A 14,720-nucleotide genomic window follows, 5' to 3' on the forward strand; every position below is an offset into this window, starting at 1 on the left:
CGATGAAGTCCCCCCGGAGGCTGCTCGCCTTCGTCATCGCGGGTGTCGTGGCCATCGCCGCCGCCGGCTGGGTCGTCAGCACCCGCCTGCGCTCCCCTGCCGACGAGGCCGCCCGCCGCGCCGCGCCGAAGGCGTCGCTCGTCACCGCAGCGGTCGAGCGCCGCAAGCTGGTCAGCACGGTCGTGGTCAGCGGCACGCTCGAATACGGCTCGCCCCTGCCCATCACCCTCGCGGGGGTGGTCGGCGGCACCTCGGTGCTGCAACGGGTCACCCGGGCGCCGCGCCAGGGCAGGCTGAAAGAGGGAGCGGCGTTCATGGAGGTGAACGGCCGCCCGGTGTTCGCGCTGCGCGGCTCCGTGCCGATGCACCGCACGATCGGCCCCGGCACCGAGGGCAAGGACGTCAAGCAGCTGCAGAAGGCGCTGCGCAGGCTCGGGTACGGCGGGCCCACCTCGGGGGTGTTCGACCGGGCCACGATCGCCGCCGTCACCAGGATGTACAAGAAGAAGGGGTACGAGGCCCAGCAGCCCACGCTGACCGACCGGCAGGCCCACGACCAGTTGCGCAAGGCCGTACAGACGGCGCAGGAAACCCTGGCGACCGAGAAGAACACGCTCGACCAGGGGCGTGACGTACTCCCGCTGAAGGTCAAGCTGACCAACGCCAAGGCGGACCTGAAGTCGGCGCGCGCCGCGCTGAAGGAGGCCGAGCGGCAGCGGCTCACTCCGGAGGACGACGCCAAGCTGGCGACGGCCGACGCGACCGTACGCGCGGCCGAGGAGAAGCTGCTCGAAGCCGAGCAGGCGCTCGCCGCGGCCAGGAATCAGCCGACCGCCGCCCCGACCGCCACCTCTACCGCCCTGCCTACCGCCACCGCCGCGCCGCAGCCGACCCAGGACACGAGCCTGCTGGAGATGAAGGTACGCAACGCCAGGGCCGATCTGGACCAGGCGCAGGAGGCGTACGGCCGGATCAAGGAGGAGTCGCGGCAGGCCCGCGAGAAGCTGCTCGAAGAGCTGCGCAAGGCCGAGCGCACGGCGAAGGACGGGCTGGTCACGGCCGAGCAGGCGCTGCGCCAGGCCCGGCGGCTCTCCCCCACCAAGCTCAAGGTGGCCAACGCGGCCAAGGACGTGAGCGCGGCCAGGTCGCTGCTGGCGGAGTTCGAACGGACCTATGGCACGGCGATCCCGCCGGGCGAGATCGTGTTCCTGCCGAAGCTGCCCGCGCGGGTGCAGAAGGCCGCGGTGAAGGCAGGCGAGGCCGTCGAGAAGGAGATCGCCACGGTGACCAGCTCGACGTTCATGGTGACGGGGTCGGTCGAGAGCGCGGAATCCGACCTGCTGCGTACGGGCATGAGCGCGGTCATCGAGCTCGACTCGGGCAAGACGTACCCGGCGGCGCTCACCGCGGTCGGCGAGAAGGCCACGGTGCCCGGCCAGGAGAAGGGCGTCGAGGGCACACAACCGGTCCTGCTCACGCCGAGCTCAGCGAAGGGGCTCAAGGGCCAGACGGGCGCCACGGTCACGGCCAGGGTGACCGTGGGGGCGACCAAGGAGCCGGTGCTGGTGGTCCCGGTGGCCGCGGTCGTCACGGGGGCCGACGGCAAGGCGCGGGTGCAGGTGGAGTACGCCACGGACAAGACCAAGGAGGTCGAGATCCGTACCGGCCTGACCGCCGATGGGAACGTCGAGGTCACCGGCGCGCTCAACGCCGGCGACCGAGTGGTGGTCAGCGGTGCCTGAGCCGGTCATCGAGCTGACCGCAGTGTGCAGGGAATACCCAGCGCAGCCGCCCGTCCGCGCGCTCGACGACGTCTCGCTCATGGTGGCGCGCGGCGACTACCTGGCGATCGTCGGCCCGTCGGGCTCGGGCAAGTCCACGCTGCTCAACGTCCTGGGCCTGCTGGACCGGCCCAGCTCGGGCGGCTACCGCCTGGACGGCACCGAGACCACCACCCTGCGCGACGGCGAACGGACCAGGCTGCGCGGCGACCGCATCGGCTTCGTCTTCCAGTCCTTCCACCTGCTCGCCCACCGCACCGTCGTGGAGAACGTGATGCTCGCGGAGATCTACGGCGGCCACCCGCGCAAGGGCAGGCGAGAGCGGGCGCTGGCCGCGCTGGAGCGGGTCGGGCTCGGCCACCGCGTGGGCTTCCTGCCCGACCGGCTGTCCGGCGGCGAACGCCAGCGCGCGGCCATGGCCAGAGCCCTCATGGGCGAGCCGTCCCTGCTGCTGTGCGACGAGCCCACCGGCAACCTCGACAGCCGCAACACCGAGGCGGTGCTCGACCTGTTCGACGAGCTGCGTGCGCAGGGGCTGACGATCGTGGTCATCACGCACGAGCGGGAGGTCAGCACGCGCGCCGGTCGCCGGGTGCGGATCACCGACGGCGTACTGGTGGAAGAGGCGTGATGCACGTACGGGATCTCCTCGGCGAGGCCGTCGCGGGCATGCTCGCCAGGCCGGTGCGCTCCGCGCTCACCACGCTCGGCACCGTGCTGGGCATCACCACACTGGTCATCACGCTCGGCGTGGCCGCCACCGCGGGCAACCAGATCGTCGGACGCTTCGACGAGCTGGTCGCCACGGCCATCACAGTGGAAGTACCGGAGAGCCCGAGCGTGCCGCTGGTCGCCTGGGACTCGCTCGACCGGGTGACCAGGCTGCGCGGGGTGGTCTCCGCAGCGGCGGTGGCCGAGACCAAGGACAGCTCGAACCTGTCCGTCCGCTCCAACGACCTCGTCGACCCGGCCAGGGTGACCACGCAGACCCTGACCGTACTGGCCGCCACGACCGGCCTGCCCGAGGCCGCCAGGGGCCGGGTCGTACAGGGCAGGTTCTACGATGCCGGCCACGTCAAGCGGGCGGACCGGGTGGCCGTGCTCGGCGACCAGGCGGCCAAGATGCTCGGCGTCACCAGTCTCGACCGGGCTCCAGCGATCTTCATCGGCAAGCACGCGTACACCGTCATCGGCATCCTCGGCGACCTGCGCCGCGAACGGAACCTGAGCGCCGCCGTCATCGTGCCGCCCACGGTGGGCAAGCAGTTCGGGCTGCGTGACGTGACCAGGGTGCTGGTCAACACCAGCCTGGGCGCCGCCGACCTGATCGCCGGGCAGGCGCCGAACGCGCTCTCCCCCGGCAACGGCGACCAGTTGCAGGTCGTCGCCCCGCCCAGCCCCACCAGGGCGCGCGACCAGGCACAGGACGACGTCAACGCGCTCTTCCTGATCCTCGGCCTGGTCTCGCTCGTGGTGGGCGCGGTCGGCATCGCCAACGTCACACTGGTCACCGTGATGGAACGCGTCGCCGAGATCGGCCTGCGCCGCTCGCTGGGCGCGGCCCGCCGCCACATCGCCGCCCAGTTCCTGCTGGAGTCGACGCTGATCGGGCTCGCGGGCGGCGTGATCGGCGCGAGCATCGGCGTGGTCGCCGTCGTCGCCGTCTCGGCCGCCAAGCAGTGGACGCCGCTCCTGGACGTACGGCTGGCGATCGGGGCGCCCATCGCCGGAGCCGTGGTCGGGCTGCTCGCCGGCCTGTACCCGGCACTGCGGGCGGCCAGGATGGAGCCGGTGGACGCGCTCAGGTAGCTTTTCGATCATGAACCCGACGCCCGAGGACGGCATCACGCTCACCGTGTGCCCTCCCCTGACCGACCACGACCTCAACGACCTCTTCGCGGCCTCGTGGCCCGGCCACGACCCGATCTCGTTCGCCCCCATCCTCGGTCGCGGCCTCTGCTGGGTCGCCGCCCATCGCGCGGACCGCCTGGTCGGCTTCGTGAACGTCGCCACGGACGGCGGCATCCACGCCTTCATCCTGGACACCACCGTGCATCCCGCCGAACGCCGGGCGGGCCTCGGTGTCCGCCTGGTCCGCGCGGCCGCCGACGAGGCCAAGGCGCGCGGCGCCGAGTGGCTGCACGTCGACTACGAACCGCATCTTGAGGGCTTCTACGCCCAGTGCGGCTTCCGCCCCACGCCGGCGGGGTTGATGCAACTCTGAGGATCGCGGCGCGGCGAGGCGGCGGCGAGGAGGATTGCGGGAAGGTCTTTCGCGGGGTCTACTTCGTCCATGGCACTCCCCGAACTCGTCCCCTCCGGGCAGCCGGTGGACGTCCAGAAGACCAGTTTCTCACTCGATGTTCTCGGCCGCTTCTTCTGCAGCACCTGGCAGGAGGCGACGGGCAGCGGCGGGCCACCGTTCTCGGCGGTGGTGGTCGGCGGCGGGATGTACGGGGCGTACTGCGCGACCAAGATCTACCGGCGGCACCCGGGCAAGCGGGTGCTGCTGCTGGACGCCGGCCCCTACCTGGTGCCCGAGCACGTGCAGAACCTCGGCCGTATCGGGCTCAACGTCCCCGCTCCCATCGCGCCCGGCGCCGATCCACGCGTGCCCCGGGAGCTGGTGTGGGGGCTGCCGTGGCGGGGCAACGTCGACTTTCCCGGGCTCGCGTACTGCACCGGCGGCAAGTCCCTCTACTGGGGCGGCTGGTGCCCCCGGCTCACGGCGGATGATCTCCGGCGTTGGCCGGCCTCGACGGCCGCGTACCTGGAGAGCACCTATCTGGAGGTGGAGAGCGAGATCGGCGTCGTGCCCGCGACCGATTTCATCGCGGGAGACCTCTGTACGACGCTGTTCGAGGCGTTCGCGAGCGCCGCCGCGGTGACGCCGGGGTTCGAGACCGGCCTCGGTGATCGCGGCGCCGAGGTCGCGCCGCTCGCGGTGCAGGGAGACTCGCCGGTGTCGGGCCTGTTCAGCTTCGACAAGTACAGCAGCCTGCCGATGCTCATGGACGCGGTCCGCGAGGATGTGACCGCCTCCGGAGGACGCGACGCGGACCGGCGGCTCTTCGTGGTGCCCCTGGCACACGTCCTGCGGGCGCACACGGCCGACGGGGTGGTGACCGGGATCGACGTGGACGCCGCCGGACGAGCGGAGTCCCTGCCGATCTCCCCCGACTGTGCCGTGATCCTCGCCGCGAGCGCGGTGGAGACCACCCGGCTCGCCCTGGGCTCGTTCCCCACACCGCTCATGGGCCGCAACCTGATGGCGCACGTACGCAGCGACTTCACCGTCCGGATCCGCCGGACGGCGCTGCCGCCGCTGCCCGAACACGTGCAGACCGGCGCGCTGCTGCTGCGCGGGCTGGTGCCCGCCGGCCGGTTCCACATCCAGATCACCGCGTCGACGAGCCAGGGCGGATCCGACGAACTCCTGTTCCGCATGCTCCCGGACATGGACCTGCTCGAACGGCAACTGGCCAACACCGATCCCGACTGGATCACCATCACCCTGCGCTGCGTCGGCGAGATGCACGGGGACCGGACGACCGAGATACCGGACCCGGACAAGAGCTGGATCAATCTCAGCCCGCACGAGGTCGACGAGTACGGGATAGCGCGCGCGTACCTGCACCTCACGCTCGATCCGCGGGATGAGCAGGTCTGGCAGGCGATGGACAGCGCGGCGCTCGCCATCGCCCAGGCGGTCTCCGGCTCGCCGGACCAGATCCAGTACCTGTACGACAACGCATGGCACGCGCGGCCGTTCCCCCTGGACAGGCCGTTCCCCGAATGGCATCGGGGGCTTGGGACCACCTACCACGAATCCGGCACGCTGTGGATGGGCGACGACCCGGCCACCTCGGTGACCGATCCGGTGGGCCGCTTCCATCACGTACGGAACGCCTATGCCTGCGACCAGTCGTTGTTCCCGACGGTCGGATCGGTCAACCCGGTCCTCACGGGACTGACCCTCGCCAGGCAGCTGGCCGACCGGATCTGAACGGAACGCCGCCCCCCTTGCGGGAGACGGCGACCGTGCGAGTCCTATCGAACCCAGAGGGGGTAGTAGCCGGTGCTACCTGTGCAGTCGTACTGGCTGAAGCCCTCCCGGACATACTGCTGACCCATGTCGATGCACTTGGACTTGGTGGTGAAGGTGCCGATGTACACCCAGTCGGCCGCCTGAGCGGGGGTGCTGAGCACGCTGACGCTCATGACGGCGATGGCCGTCGTGAGGAGTGCGGCACGTAGACGCGACATGTGTCTCCTTACAAACCCGGGGGAGCGATACGCGAAGATCATGTCAGGGCACGGTCCGAAACGCGATCTCGGCTCGATATTGTGATGCCCTACATCCCCCTGGCGGCACGTAGAGAGCTGAGGTAAGACAAGTGGTGGCACCTGGCTTCGGTGATTTCGCGAACATGAATGTCGACGCGTTCCTGCGGGATTCACAGAAGCGGGTGGCCCGTTTCACGGAAGCGCAGGAGAGGGCCACGGGCGCGGTCGGCCGGGCCACCACCGCCGACGACCACATCGCGGTCGAGTGCACCACCTCCGGGGTGAGCAGACTCGATATCGACCCGCGGGCCAAGCGCATGAGCGTCGAGGAGATGTCCGCGGCGATACTCCAAGCGATTCACCAGGCCGACACGGACCTCAAGCGCCAACTGTCGGAGATCCTGACGGATTCGTTCGACGGGGACGCCCTGAACCCGACCGGCGACCCGGAAGCCGCCAGAGCGCAGGTCGAAGAGGCGCAGAGAGCCTTCGACCGAATGATGACCGACACGATGGGCGAGCTGAACCGCATGCGCAAGGAGTTCGGCTACTGACCGGATGACCCGCGTCAGACCGCTCGGCGGCTGGAGTCATTCGGCGATGGCGCCCCACCCGTCACTTCAGGCCGTCTGTGAGGGTCTTGTCGTATCCCCAGGCGGCCCCACACGCCACGAGCAATCCGAAGAGCTCCCACAGAACCTTGTTGCGCAGGATCAGAATCCGTTGCTCAATCGAGAGCGCCGCTGAACGCGCCTCCAATTCAGCGTAGATCCGGCCGCCTCCGCCGAGCAGCCCGGCGAGCGCAACCGCCGCCACGTGAGTGGCGATCGCGAAGTTGAAGTAGATCCACACGGTCCAGACGTTGGCCAGCACTCTGAGAATCAACGAAAGACGATGGGCCGAGGTGGCGGCGGCCTGCGAGCCCATGGCGAACTCGGCGACCTTCTCCCCGAAAACCGCTCGATCCATTGACTGCCAACTGGCCGCCGACACACTGTCGTGCCGATCCCGCATGGACTCACCGGAGGCGGACACGTTGCCGCTGATGGCACTCCAGCCGTCCGCCGCCTTGTGCAGCAACTGCGGATCCACCGGGATCGTGAGGGCTTGATGGAGCACGGCCTTCTGCATCACCGGCAATATGGCCGCGGCGAAGGCGTATTCGCCGAGCGTCGTCAGCTGCATCCACAGGAGATCGCCGCCACCGCCGGGCTCGTACGGGCTGGGCGTGCCACCTGGAATGGGGAGCTTAAATCCGTCTGACATGCTCGATGCTCTCCACTTCCGCGGTGTCCACGTTTCCGGATGCCGTATACAGCTCGTCGCGATGGCCGTGCAACGATTGGGCCATGTCGCCCAGCCTCCGCTCGGCGGCGGCGACTATTTTGTCGTGCTCCAGAGCCAACGGAAATCCCAGCACACCCAACGCGCCCCAGCCGAGCCGCATGTTCGGGGGAAAGCCGCCGGCCTCTTCCAGATGTGACACGGGAGAGGTCCCGTCGGTGTCGTCGACAAGCGCGTCGCCGAGCCTCTTGATCGCTCCCCTGTCGTATATCCGGGCCGACTCATCCGCACCTGTGCCGGGTGTAGCCGAAGGCAAGGTCATCACCATCCGCGCCTGAGGAGTCACTTTTCGACAGTACGTCGGCAAGATCCTATAAGTCGGAAGCCCAGCCGCCGAACGCACGCGGCGCCGCCGCGTGCGCCTGAGGCCGGTCAGTCGTTGCCGAGCTCCATCGCGGCGCGGTCGAGCATCTCCTCGTCCTCGGAGACCTCGCCGCGTGAGGCGATGATCTCGGCGCCGCCCTGCGGCATGTCGCCGATCAGCGGGGTCGAGGGCGTCTGGGAGGCGTCGATGAGCGCGGGATGGGTGGGGCCGAGCATGCCGAGACTGGCGTACTGCTCCAGCTTGGCGCGCGAGTCGGCGATGTCGAGGTTGCGCATGGTGAGCTGGCCGATCCGGTCCACCGGACCGAACGCCGAGTCCTCCGTACGCTCCATCGACAGCTTGTCCGGGTGGTAGCTGAAAGCCGGGCCGGAGGTGTCGAGGATCGAGTAGTCCTCACCGCGCCGCAGCCGCAGCGTCACCTCGCCGATGACCGCCGTGCCGACCCAGCGCTGCAGCGACTCGCGGACCATGAGCGCCTGCGGGTCGAGCCAGCGGCCCTCGTACATCAGCCTGCCGAGCCGCCGTCCCTCGCTGTGGTAGCTCGCCAGCGTGTCCTCGTTGTGGATCGCGTTGACCAGCCGTTCGTACGCCGCGTGCAGCAGCGCCATCCCGGGCGCCTCGTAGATGCCGCGGCTCTTGGCCTCGATCACCCGGTTCTCGATCTGGTCCGACATGCCCATGCCGTGCCGGCCGCCGATCGCGTTGGCCTCCATCACCAGGTCGACCGGGGTGGCGAACTCCTTGCCGTTGATCGTCACCGGGCGGCCCTGGTCGAAGCCGATGGTCACGTCCTCGGTGGGGATCTCGACCGTGGGGTCCCAGAACCGCACGCCCATGATCGGGTCCACGGTCTCGATGCCGGTGTCGAGGTGCTCCAGGGTCTTGGCCTCGTGGGTGGCGCCCCAGATGTTGGCATCGGTCGAGTAGGCCTTCTCGGTGCTGTCGCGATAGGGCAGGCCGTGGGCCAGCAGCCACTCCGACATCTCCTTGCGCCCGCCCAGCTCGGACACGAAGTCGGCGTCGAGCCAGGGCTTGTAGATGCGCAGGTGCGGGTTCGCGAGCAGACCGTAGCGGTAGAACCGCTCGATGTCGTTGCCCTTGAACGTCGAGCCGTCGCCCCAGATCTGCACGTCGTCCTCGAGCATCGCCCGGACCAGCAGGGTCCCGGTGACCGCCCGGCCGAGCGGGGTGGTGTTGAAATAGGCCCGCCCGCCCGATCGGATGTGGAACGCGCCGCAGGTCAGCGCGGCCAAGCCCTCCTCGACCAGCGCCGCGCGGCAGTCGACCAAGCGCGCGATCTCAGCTCCGTACGCCGTCGCGCGACCGGGCACCGAGGCGATGTCGGGCTCGTCGTACTGGCCGATGTCGGCGGTGTAGGTGCACGGGACGGCGCCCTTGTCGCGCATCCAGGCGACGGCGACCGAGGTGTCGAGACCACCCGAGAAGGCGATGCCGACCCGCTCGCCGGTGGGCAGGGAGGTGAGAACCTTGGACATGAGACAAGAGTATGCATTGCTTCGCATGATCATGCAAGATTCGGCGCGGGCCGTGGTCTTCGCGTGCAACAGTTTTTGCCCCTGGCTCCTCTCGGAGGTGAAAGAACGACGAAGGGCGAGAACCGTTGGAAGGCGATCCCCGTTTCGCAGAGTTCGTCGCAGAACGCGGCGACGCGCTGCTGCGCTACGGCTATGTACTGGCCGGGAACCCCCATGACGCGGCCGACCTGGTCCAGGAGGCGCTGCTGAAGCTCCGTGGCGCCTGGCCGCGATTACGCCTGAAGGAGAACCCGGAGAGCTACGCCCGTACCACGATGGCCAGGTTGCACATCGCGAAGTGGCGCTTGCGGCGACGCGAGTTGCTCGTCTGGGACCTGCCGGAACGCGAGCACCACGATCCGCTGCCCAGCGGCGACGAGCGCGACATGTGGCAGGCGCTGGCCGGACTGCCACGCAAACAGCGCGCGGTGCTGGTGCTGCGCTACTACGAGCAGCTCGACGACGCGGAGATCGCCGCCGTGCTCGGGATCTCCCGCGGCACGGTACGCAGCCAGGCCGCCCGCGCGCTGAGCAAGCTGCGCTCCGCCTTACCGACTGAGCGGAATTCGATGACCGGAGGGAAGGCCCGATGAACGAGGTCGAGGAGACCCTGCGCAGGACGTTCGGTCAGGCGGCCGAGCAGGCGCCCAGACTGCCGGGGATGCTGCCCCAGCGGCTCGAACGGGTTCACCTGCGCAGGAGGCGGCGATCCCGGATGGCGCTGGCCGCCGCGGCGGTCGTGCTGGTCTCGGGCGGGACGCTGGCCGTAGTGCGTGGCGGCGACACCACGACAGCCGTACAAGGCGACGTCGCCTCGCAGGTCAGTGCCGAGGCGCCGGCCGAGCCCGTGGAGCAGGTCTGGCCGGAGGCGGTGCTCAAGGTCGCGGGAAAGGGGTACGGCGGGACGGCATGGCGGCCGGCCACGGTCATCGACGACCGCACGGTGCTCATGACGACAAAGGAGGGATTCGAGAGCACGGCGGCCATCTACGCCTACGACCTGGAGACCGCCGCCCAACGCAAGATCGCCGACGTGCCGAGGCCCGCGGGCACGGTGTCGTTCGCCTCGGACTTCGCCGTGGGCGGCGGCCACGTGGCCTGGTGGACCGCGACGGAGGACTCGGTCGCGCACCTTTGGGCCGTACCGCTGGCGGGCGGCGAGGCGAAGCTCGTCGCCGACCAGCGGATCCAGATCGACGACGGCAACGGGATCGACGGGCTCGAGGTGGTCAACGACAAGATCGTTTTCTCTCTGCGCTCGGGCGGAGTCTCCACCGTTCCCCTCGGGGGCGGCACGGTGGAGCCGATCGCGGAGAGCGCCGGAATGCACCTGCTGAGCTGGCCGTGGGTCGGCACGCCGGGGCCGGGCGGCCAGCCCGAGACGGGCCCGGTGGTCGAACGGAAGGGGGGCCCGCTGTTCGAACGGATCCGAAACCTGGAGACCGGGGAGACCGCCACCGCCGTCGTCCACGCCGACGAGCAACTCCGCTCGTGTGGCGTGCGCGTCTGCCTGGGCACCACCACGAGCGGCGAGAGCTTCTACCGGCAGCGGGACGGCTCACAGGAAAGAAAGGCGATCGGTCACCCTCTCACACTCGAACCACCGGCCCAAGACCGCTTCTCCTTCTCGGCGTACGGCCCGCAGCCCGCGGGCGTCGGGCTGTATGACCTGGTCAGCGGCAAGTCGGCCAGCCTGGGCATCAAGCCGGAGGGTAATTCGATCAGGCTGCCGATGGTGGATTCCACCGGAAGAATCCTCAGCTATCCGCTCGGGGACGACCTGTACATGATCGATCTGTCCAAGATCCGGTAGCCGTCGCGACGCCCCCTGGAAGCGGTCGAGACGGCATTCTCGCCGCCTCGACCGCAGCGGCGAGAATGGTTCGGCCGCCATTTGCGACCCGCGTGTTACCGTCGAGTCATGGTTGGGCTGATTTTCCCGCCGTCTTCAGATATTGCCCGCATTCGGCGGAACATTTTCTATGCGGATGCGGTGAGTGTGCTCGTCCTGTTAGGAACAGGGTGCTTTTTTTCGTTGAGCAGCCAGACGGCATTCGCAGGCTACCTATCGGCGGGGACGGGTGTGGTGTCGCAGGCGTGCGCCCCTGTGGCCGTCATCATTCTCGTGTTAGGACTCTGGTACCGGCCCGGCACCGGTAAATCCCTGCTGGACCTCGCCAGTCCCGGCGAGCAGCGCGCCGCGTCGAAGTCGGCGGAGACCGACCGGGTGACTCAGGCGCTCTATCGGAAACTGATCGTGCTACGCGTCGCCACCGGGATCGTCATCGTGCAGGCCGCCTTGTATGGCGTGTCGGCTGTGACGCCCTATTGAATATGGCAATGGACGAGTCGAGCGATCGCATCTACACGGCATTCGAACCCCGTCCGCTGACGGCGCTGGAGCAGGCGCTGGAGGTCGTCGAGCGCGACGTTCGCGTCCGAGGAATCACCGGCACACTCCGCTTGATCACCCCGGGCGACGGCGCTCTTACTTGGGTGGAGTTCCAGGGCGGCTACCACGGCGCCGGCATTACCGCTGACGGCGACATTTATGACCGGCTCGCTGATGTCGCCGAGGCCGTCCAGGAAACAATCATGGAGCTGACCTGGAAAGTCTGGCCGGTCTGCGTCACGCACGATCGTGGCCTGCACGTCGACGTGGAACAGGAAATCGCCGTATGGCGGTGCACCGGCGACGCCACGCATACCGTCTCGCGGGTCGGTGAGCTGCCTTGATCGCGTCGGCGCGCGCGATGATCCGCTACCCCATCTCGCCGAGGTCGAAGGAGACATCGGCCAGGCGGACCGTCCCGACGTCCGGGTCGTCGAGGAGCTTGCGCAGGTCGGCGAGTTTCCAGCGGTCGGCCACGAGCCCGTACACGACACCCTCCTTGGCCGCATCCGCGAGCCACCCGTAAGTTAACTCGAACTCGCTGAAATCATCCCCCTCGTCAAGCAGCCCCACCCACCTGCGGAACTCCGCCAGCGCCGCCTCCGGCTCGGTCTCGCACTGATAGGTGAGATCCGTCAGGCCTTGGTCCTTGGTCATGTCGCGGTTCCAGACGACCGCGTTCATCGAGGCCGGGTCACTGGAGTCGTCGTAGAAGGACGGCGAGTAGATGTAGGAGACGCCCGCCCCTCCGCAGAGTGCGTGCCTGCGGTTGAAGGCGACGAGCCGCTCGGTCGCCATCGGACGCGCGAACTCCACGACCCCGACGGCCTCGAGCGTCTGGGGAAGTCCGTCGATGGTCTTCCGGATCTCCTCCTTGTCGGCTTCGGGGTCCGGTTGCACGGAATCGATCGCGTCCTTCAGGCTGCCCGCCGACCCGTCGAGGGAAGGGGCGCGGACGGTGCCGAACAGGTTCTCCACGATTTCGTAGTCCGTCCAGCCCGCGCTGGGACCGGCCCGGCGCGGCTCCCCCTGCAGCGTGTAGGACGTCTCCATCAGCCCTGCGCCGTTGCCGTAACCGTACGACAGGCGTTTGTCCGGGTTCGCGATGCGGGCGGCCGTGCCGTACACCTCGCCGATCCGCGCGTCGTCGGAGGGATCGATGAACACCCACAGGACCCGATCGACGGCGCTGAAGGCCAGGAACAACGCTGCGGTGACGGCCAGGACCTTGACGAGAGACCTGCCCACGTACGCCCAGTCGGGCTCCCTCGTGTTCAGCACCGCGCACTCCTGCGACCTAGATCAAATCGGTAAGGCGCACCTTAGCCGCCCGGAACCGGGACGGGCGGGGGAATCAATCGCCTCCTCGGCTATGAAAGTGCCGCGCTCAGGGTCGGAGGCCGGCGCGTTTGATGACCCGGATCACGGGCGCGGTCTGGATCTCGCCGATCAGGGGCAGGGCGCCGAGGCGCTCGGTGAGGTATCGGTAGAGGTCTCGGCTGTCGCGGCAGACGATGGAGACGAGGAGGTTGGTCGGTCCGGTGGTGGCGGCGCAGAAGGCGACCTCGGGGTGGGCGGCGACGGCGGCGCCGGTGGCCCACAGACGTGTCTCGGTGCAGTAGCCCAGCGCCGCCGCGTTGACGTCGAGGTATTGACCGGCGAGCCCGCCCAGGTCGTCTCCATCGCCGATTTCAGCGCCCCCGAACTCGGGGCCCGGGTGTCCACCGGCTTCGGCCGGGACAAGACCCACGCCCTACGCGAGGGTGCCCGCCTGGCCGCCGCCGGCCGGCTCACCCTGCCCGTGGCACAGACCTTCCCGCTCGCTCAGGCCGGAGCGGCGCAGGCCGCGAGCGCGACCGGCCACGTCCGGGGGCGCATCGTCGTCACCGTGCCTTGATCTCAGAGAGGACAGCAATGACCATCACCCTCATCAACAGTTTCACCGTGCCGCCGGACAAGGAGGAGGAGTTCCTCCAGACCTGGCGCGGCACCATCGATCACTTCGCGGGCGCGCCCGGCTTCATCCAGGCCCGCCTGCACCGCAACACCGGCATGAACGACAGCACTTTCCAGTACGTGAACATCGCACTGTGGGAAGACGTCGAGACCTACCGTGCCGTCTTCCGGAACTTCACCCCAGCCGGGCAGCGCGTAGACGGTGTCAAGGCGTATCCGGGCTTGTTCGAGGTGTGTGCGGAGGTGCACCCCATCGGAAGTTCAGCGACTAGCGGGGGTTCAGCGTCGCGGTGATCACCATCGTGGTGTAGGCCATGGTGAAGCCGCCGCCGATCGCGTCGATGGCGGCCCCGACGCCCGCCAGCACCTCGGCCAGCTGGTCCGGTGGGAGTTGGGTGAGGGCGCCGGTGGTGGGCAGCAGGTCGAGCCAATCGTCGCGGCTGTAGTGCCGCTCCCAGTCGAATCGCCACTGCTCCGGCTCGCCGAACTCGGCCGCCTTCCGGATGCCGTCGGCGAACAGGTCGAACATCGCCTGGTAGATGTCCTGGGCCGGCCTCGGCGGTCCGGCACTGAGCGGCGAGTCGGGCGCCACCTTCCGGAAGACGGAGGCGAACGCCTCCGCGACGAAGGGCGGCGGGTCGTACGCGTGGGCGAACACCGCCAGCAGGCCGCCGGGACGCAGCACCCGCGCCGCCTTGGCGGCACCCGCGACGGGGTCCACCCAGTGCCAGGACTGCCCGGCGACGACCGCGTCGAAGGTACGGCCGGCGGCGTCCCAGTCCTCGAACGTCGCCACCTCGACCTCGATCCCGGTACGGCGGGCGAACTCGGCCATCCGGACGTCCGGCTCGACTCCCAGCACTTCGCACCCGGCCGCCAGGAACTGACGGGCTTCTATGCCGGTGCCGCAGCCGACGTCGACGATGTCACGGCCGGGGCTGGCGGCGATGATCTGCCGTACCAAGGCGTCGGGATAGTCGGGGCGGGCCCGGTCGTAGCGTTCGGCGTCGACCCCGAACGACTCCGCCATCCGCCTGGCCTTATGGGGCTCGTTCCGCGAAGGCTCTGGTTGCTCCTGCGATAAAGTGGGCATGCGCCCA

Annotated in this window: 19 protein-coding genes; 12 read left to right on the forward strand and 7 right to left on the reverse strand. The window is 69.0% G+C overall.

Translation table 11 applies throughout. The features are described 5' to 3' along the window. The first annotated feature begins 2 nt into the window (after positions 1–2). The 5 genes from ACQP2T_RS57625 (at position 3) to ACQP2T_RS57645 (ending at position 5,787) form a co-directional block, all read left to right on the forward strand. Positions 3–1,742: a peptidoglycan-binding protein gene (locus ACQP2T_RS57625; RefSeq protein ID WP_433513159.1), complete on the forward strand. Its 1,740-nt coding sequence runs from the start codon at positions 3–5 to the stop codon at positions 1,740–1,742. Further along, positions 1,735–2,412, forward strand: a complete 678-nt coding sequence (locus ACQP2T_RS57630) for an ABC transporter ATP-binding protein (RefSeq protein WP_433513160.1) — start codon at positions 1,735–1,737, stop codon at positions 2,410–2,412. Before ACQP2T_RS57625 ends, ACQP2T_RS57630 begins: the two co-directional genes overlap by 8 nt. Then, the gene (locus ACQP2T_RS57635) at positions 2,412–3,590 is read left to right on the forward strand and encodes an ABC transporter permease (protein ID WP_433513161.1); all 1,179 of its coding nucleotides are present in this window, start codon (positions 2,412–2,414) and stop codon (positions 3,588–3,590) included. Before ACQP2T_RS57630 ends, ACQP2T_RS57635 begins: the two co-directional genes overlap by 1 nt. A 10-nt stretch (positions 3,591–3,600) precedes the next feature. Next, positions 3,601–4,005, forward strand: coding sequence for a GNAT family N-acetyltransferase (locus ACQP2T_RS57640; protein WP_433513162.1), 405 nt, complete (start codon positions 3,601–3,603; stop codon positions 4,003–4,005). Between the two features lie 69 nt (positions 4,006–4,074). Then, entirely contained in the window at positions 4,075–5,787 is a 1,713-nt protein-coding gene (locus tag ACQP2T_RS57645; protein WP_433513163.1) for a GMC oxidoreductase, read from the forward strand. A gap of 44 nt (positions 5,788–5,831) precedes the next feature. On the opposite strand, the gene ACQP2T_RS57650 is transcribed toward ACQP2T_RS57645, so the two are convergent. Beyond that, positions 5,832–6,047: a hypothetical protein gene (locus tag ACQP2T_RS57650; protein ID WP_433513164.1), complete on the reverse strand. Its 216-nt coding sequence runs from the start codon at positions 6,045–6,047 to the stop codon at positions 5,832–5,834. Positions 6,048–6,211: 164 nt separating this feature from the next. On the opposite strand from ACQP2T_RS57650, the gene ACQP2T_RS57655 reads away from it, so the two are divergent. Continuing rightward, positions 6,212–6,622 carry a hypothetical protein gene (locus tag ACQP2T_RS57655; RefSeq protein WP_433513165.1) on the forward strand — a complete coding sequence of 137 codons (411 nt, stop codon included), beginning with the start codon at positions 6,212–6,214 and terminating at the stop codon, positions 6,620–6,622. 61 nt (positions 6,623–6,683) lie between these two features. Here the strand turns inward: ACQP2T_RS57655 and ACQP2T_RS57660 are convergent, their stop codons facing one another. The 3 genes from ACQP2T_RS57660 to argG form a co-directional block, all read right to left on the reverse strand. Continuing rightward, a complete protein-coding gene (locus ACQP2T_RS57660; RefSeq protein ID WP_433513166.1) occupies positions 6,684–7,334 on the reverse strand; it encodes a hypothetical protein in 651 nt (216 codons plus the stop codon). Continuing rightward, positions 7,318–7,698: a hypothetical protein gene (locus tag ACQP2T_RS57665; protein ID WP_433513167.1), complete on the reverse strand. Its 381-nt coding sequence runs from the start codon at positions 7,696–7,698 to the stop codon at positions 7,318–7,320. The genes ACQP2T_RS57660 and ACQP2T_RS57665 overlap by 17 nt, the downstream gene beginning before the upstream one ends. Positions 7,699–7,784: 86 nt before the next feature. Further along, entirely contained in the window at positions 7,785–9,233 is a 1,449-nt protein-coding gene (argG, locus tag ACQP2T_RS57670) for an argininosuccinate synthase (RefSeq protein ID WP_358553123.1), read from the reverse strand. Positions 9,234–9,358: 125 nt separating this feature from the next. Here argG and ACQP2T_RS57675 point away from each other — a divergent pair, with 125 nt between their 5' ends. The 4 genes from ACQP2T_RS57675 to ACQP2T_RS57690 all read left to right on the forward strand — a co-directional run bounded on the left by ACQP2T_RS57675 (position 9,359) and on the right by ACQP2T_RS57690 (position 12,008). Next, positions 9,359–9,865 carry a SigE family RNA polymerase sigma factor gene (locus ACQP2T_RS57675; protein WP_433513168.1) on the forward strand — a complete coding sequence of 169 codons (507 nt, stop codon included), beginning with the start codon at positions 9,359–9,361 and terminating at the stop codon, positions 9,863–9,865. Continuing rightward, positions 9,862–11,085 (forward strand): hypothetical protein, encoded by a 1,224-nt coding sequence (locus ACQP2T_RS57680; protein ID WP_433513169.1) that lies wholly within the window; start codon positions 9,862–9,864, stop codon positions 11,083–11,085. The genes ACQP2T_RS57675 and ACQP2T_RS57680 overlap by 4 nt, the downstream gene beginning before the upstream one ends. Before the next feature lie 108 nt (positions 11,086–11,193). Continuing rightward, the gene (locus ACQP2T_RS57685; RefSeq protein WP_433513170.1) at positions 11,194–11,604 is read left to right on the forward strand and encodes a hypothetical protein; all 411 of its coding nucleotides are present in this window, start codon (positions 11,194–11,196) and stop codon (positions 11,602–11,604) included. Between the two features lie 8 nt (positions 11,605–11,612). Continuing rightward, the gene (locus ACQP2T_RS57690; RefSeq protein ID WP_433513171.1) at positions 11,613–12,008 is read left to right on the forward strand and encodes a hypothetical protein; all 396 of its coding nucleotides are present in this window, start codon (positions 11,613–11,615) and stop codon (positions 12,006–12,008) included. Positions 12,009–12,033: 25 nt separating this feature from the next. On the opposite strand, the gene ACQP2T_RS57695 is transcribed toward ACQP2T_RS57690, so the two are convergent. Further along, positions 12,034–12,945: a hypothetical protein gene (locus ACQP2T_RS57695; RefSeq protein WP_433513172.1), complete on the reverse strand. Its 912-nt coding sequence runs from the start codon at positions 12,943–12,945 to the stop codon at positions 12,034–12,036. Positions 12,946–13,051: 106 nt separating this feature from the next. Beyond that, the gene (locus tag ACQP2T_RS57700) at positions 13,052–13,414 is read right to left on the reverse strand and encodes an Lrp/AsnC family transcriptional regulator (protein ID WP_433513173.1); all 363 of its coding nucleotides are present in this window, start codon (positions 13,412–13,414) and stop codon (positions 13,052–13,054) included. Here ACQP2T_RS57700 and ACQP2T_RS57705 point away from each other — a divergent pair. Both ACQP2T_RS57705 and ACQP2T_RS57710 read left to right on the forward strand, forming a co-directional pair. After that, on the forward strand, positions 13,382–13,561 hold the full coding sequence (locus ACQP2T_RS57705) for a zinc-binding dehydrogenase (RefSeq protein ID WP_433513174.1): 180 nt from the start codon (positions 13,382–13,384) through the stop codon (positions 13,559–13,561). The two genes, ACQP2T_RS57700 and ACQP2T_RS57705, sit on opposite strands and share 33 nt — an antisense overlap. A gap of 17 nt (positions 13,562–13,578) precedes the next feature. Then, positions 13,579–13,914, forward strand: coding sequence for an antibiotic biosynthesis monooxygenase family protein (locus tag ACQP2T_RS57710; RefSeq protein ID WP_433513175.1), 336 nt, complete (start codon positions 13,579–13,581; stop codon positions 13,912–13,914). Here the strand turns inward: ACQP2T_RS57710 and ACQP2T_RS57715 are convergent. Continuing rightward, positions 13,889–14,713 carry a class I SAM-dependent methyltransferase gene (locus ACQP2T_RS57715; RefSeq protein WP_433513176.1) on the reverse strand — a complete coding sequence of 275 codons (825 nt, stop codon included), beginning with the start codon at positions 14,711–14,713 and terminating at the stop codon, positions 13,889–13,891. The genes ACQP2T_RS57710 and ACQP2T_RS57715 overlap by 26 nt on opposite strands. Positions 14,714–14,720: the final 7 nt, after the last annotated feature.

The organism is Nonomuraea sp. CA-143628 (assembly GCF_050942315.1).
Classification (GTDB): Bacteria; Actinomycetota; Actinomycetes; order Streptosporangiales; family Streptosporangiaceae; genus Nonomuraea.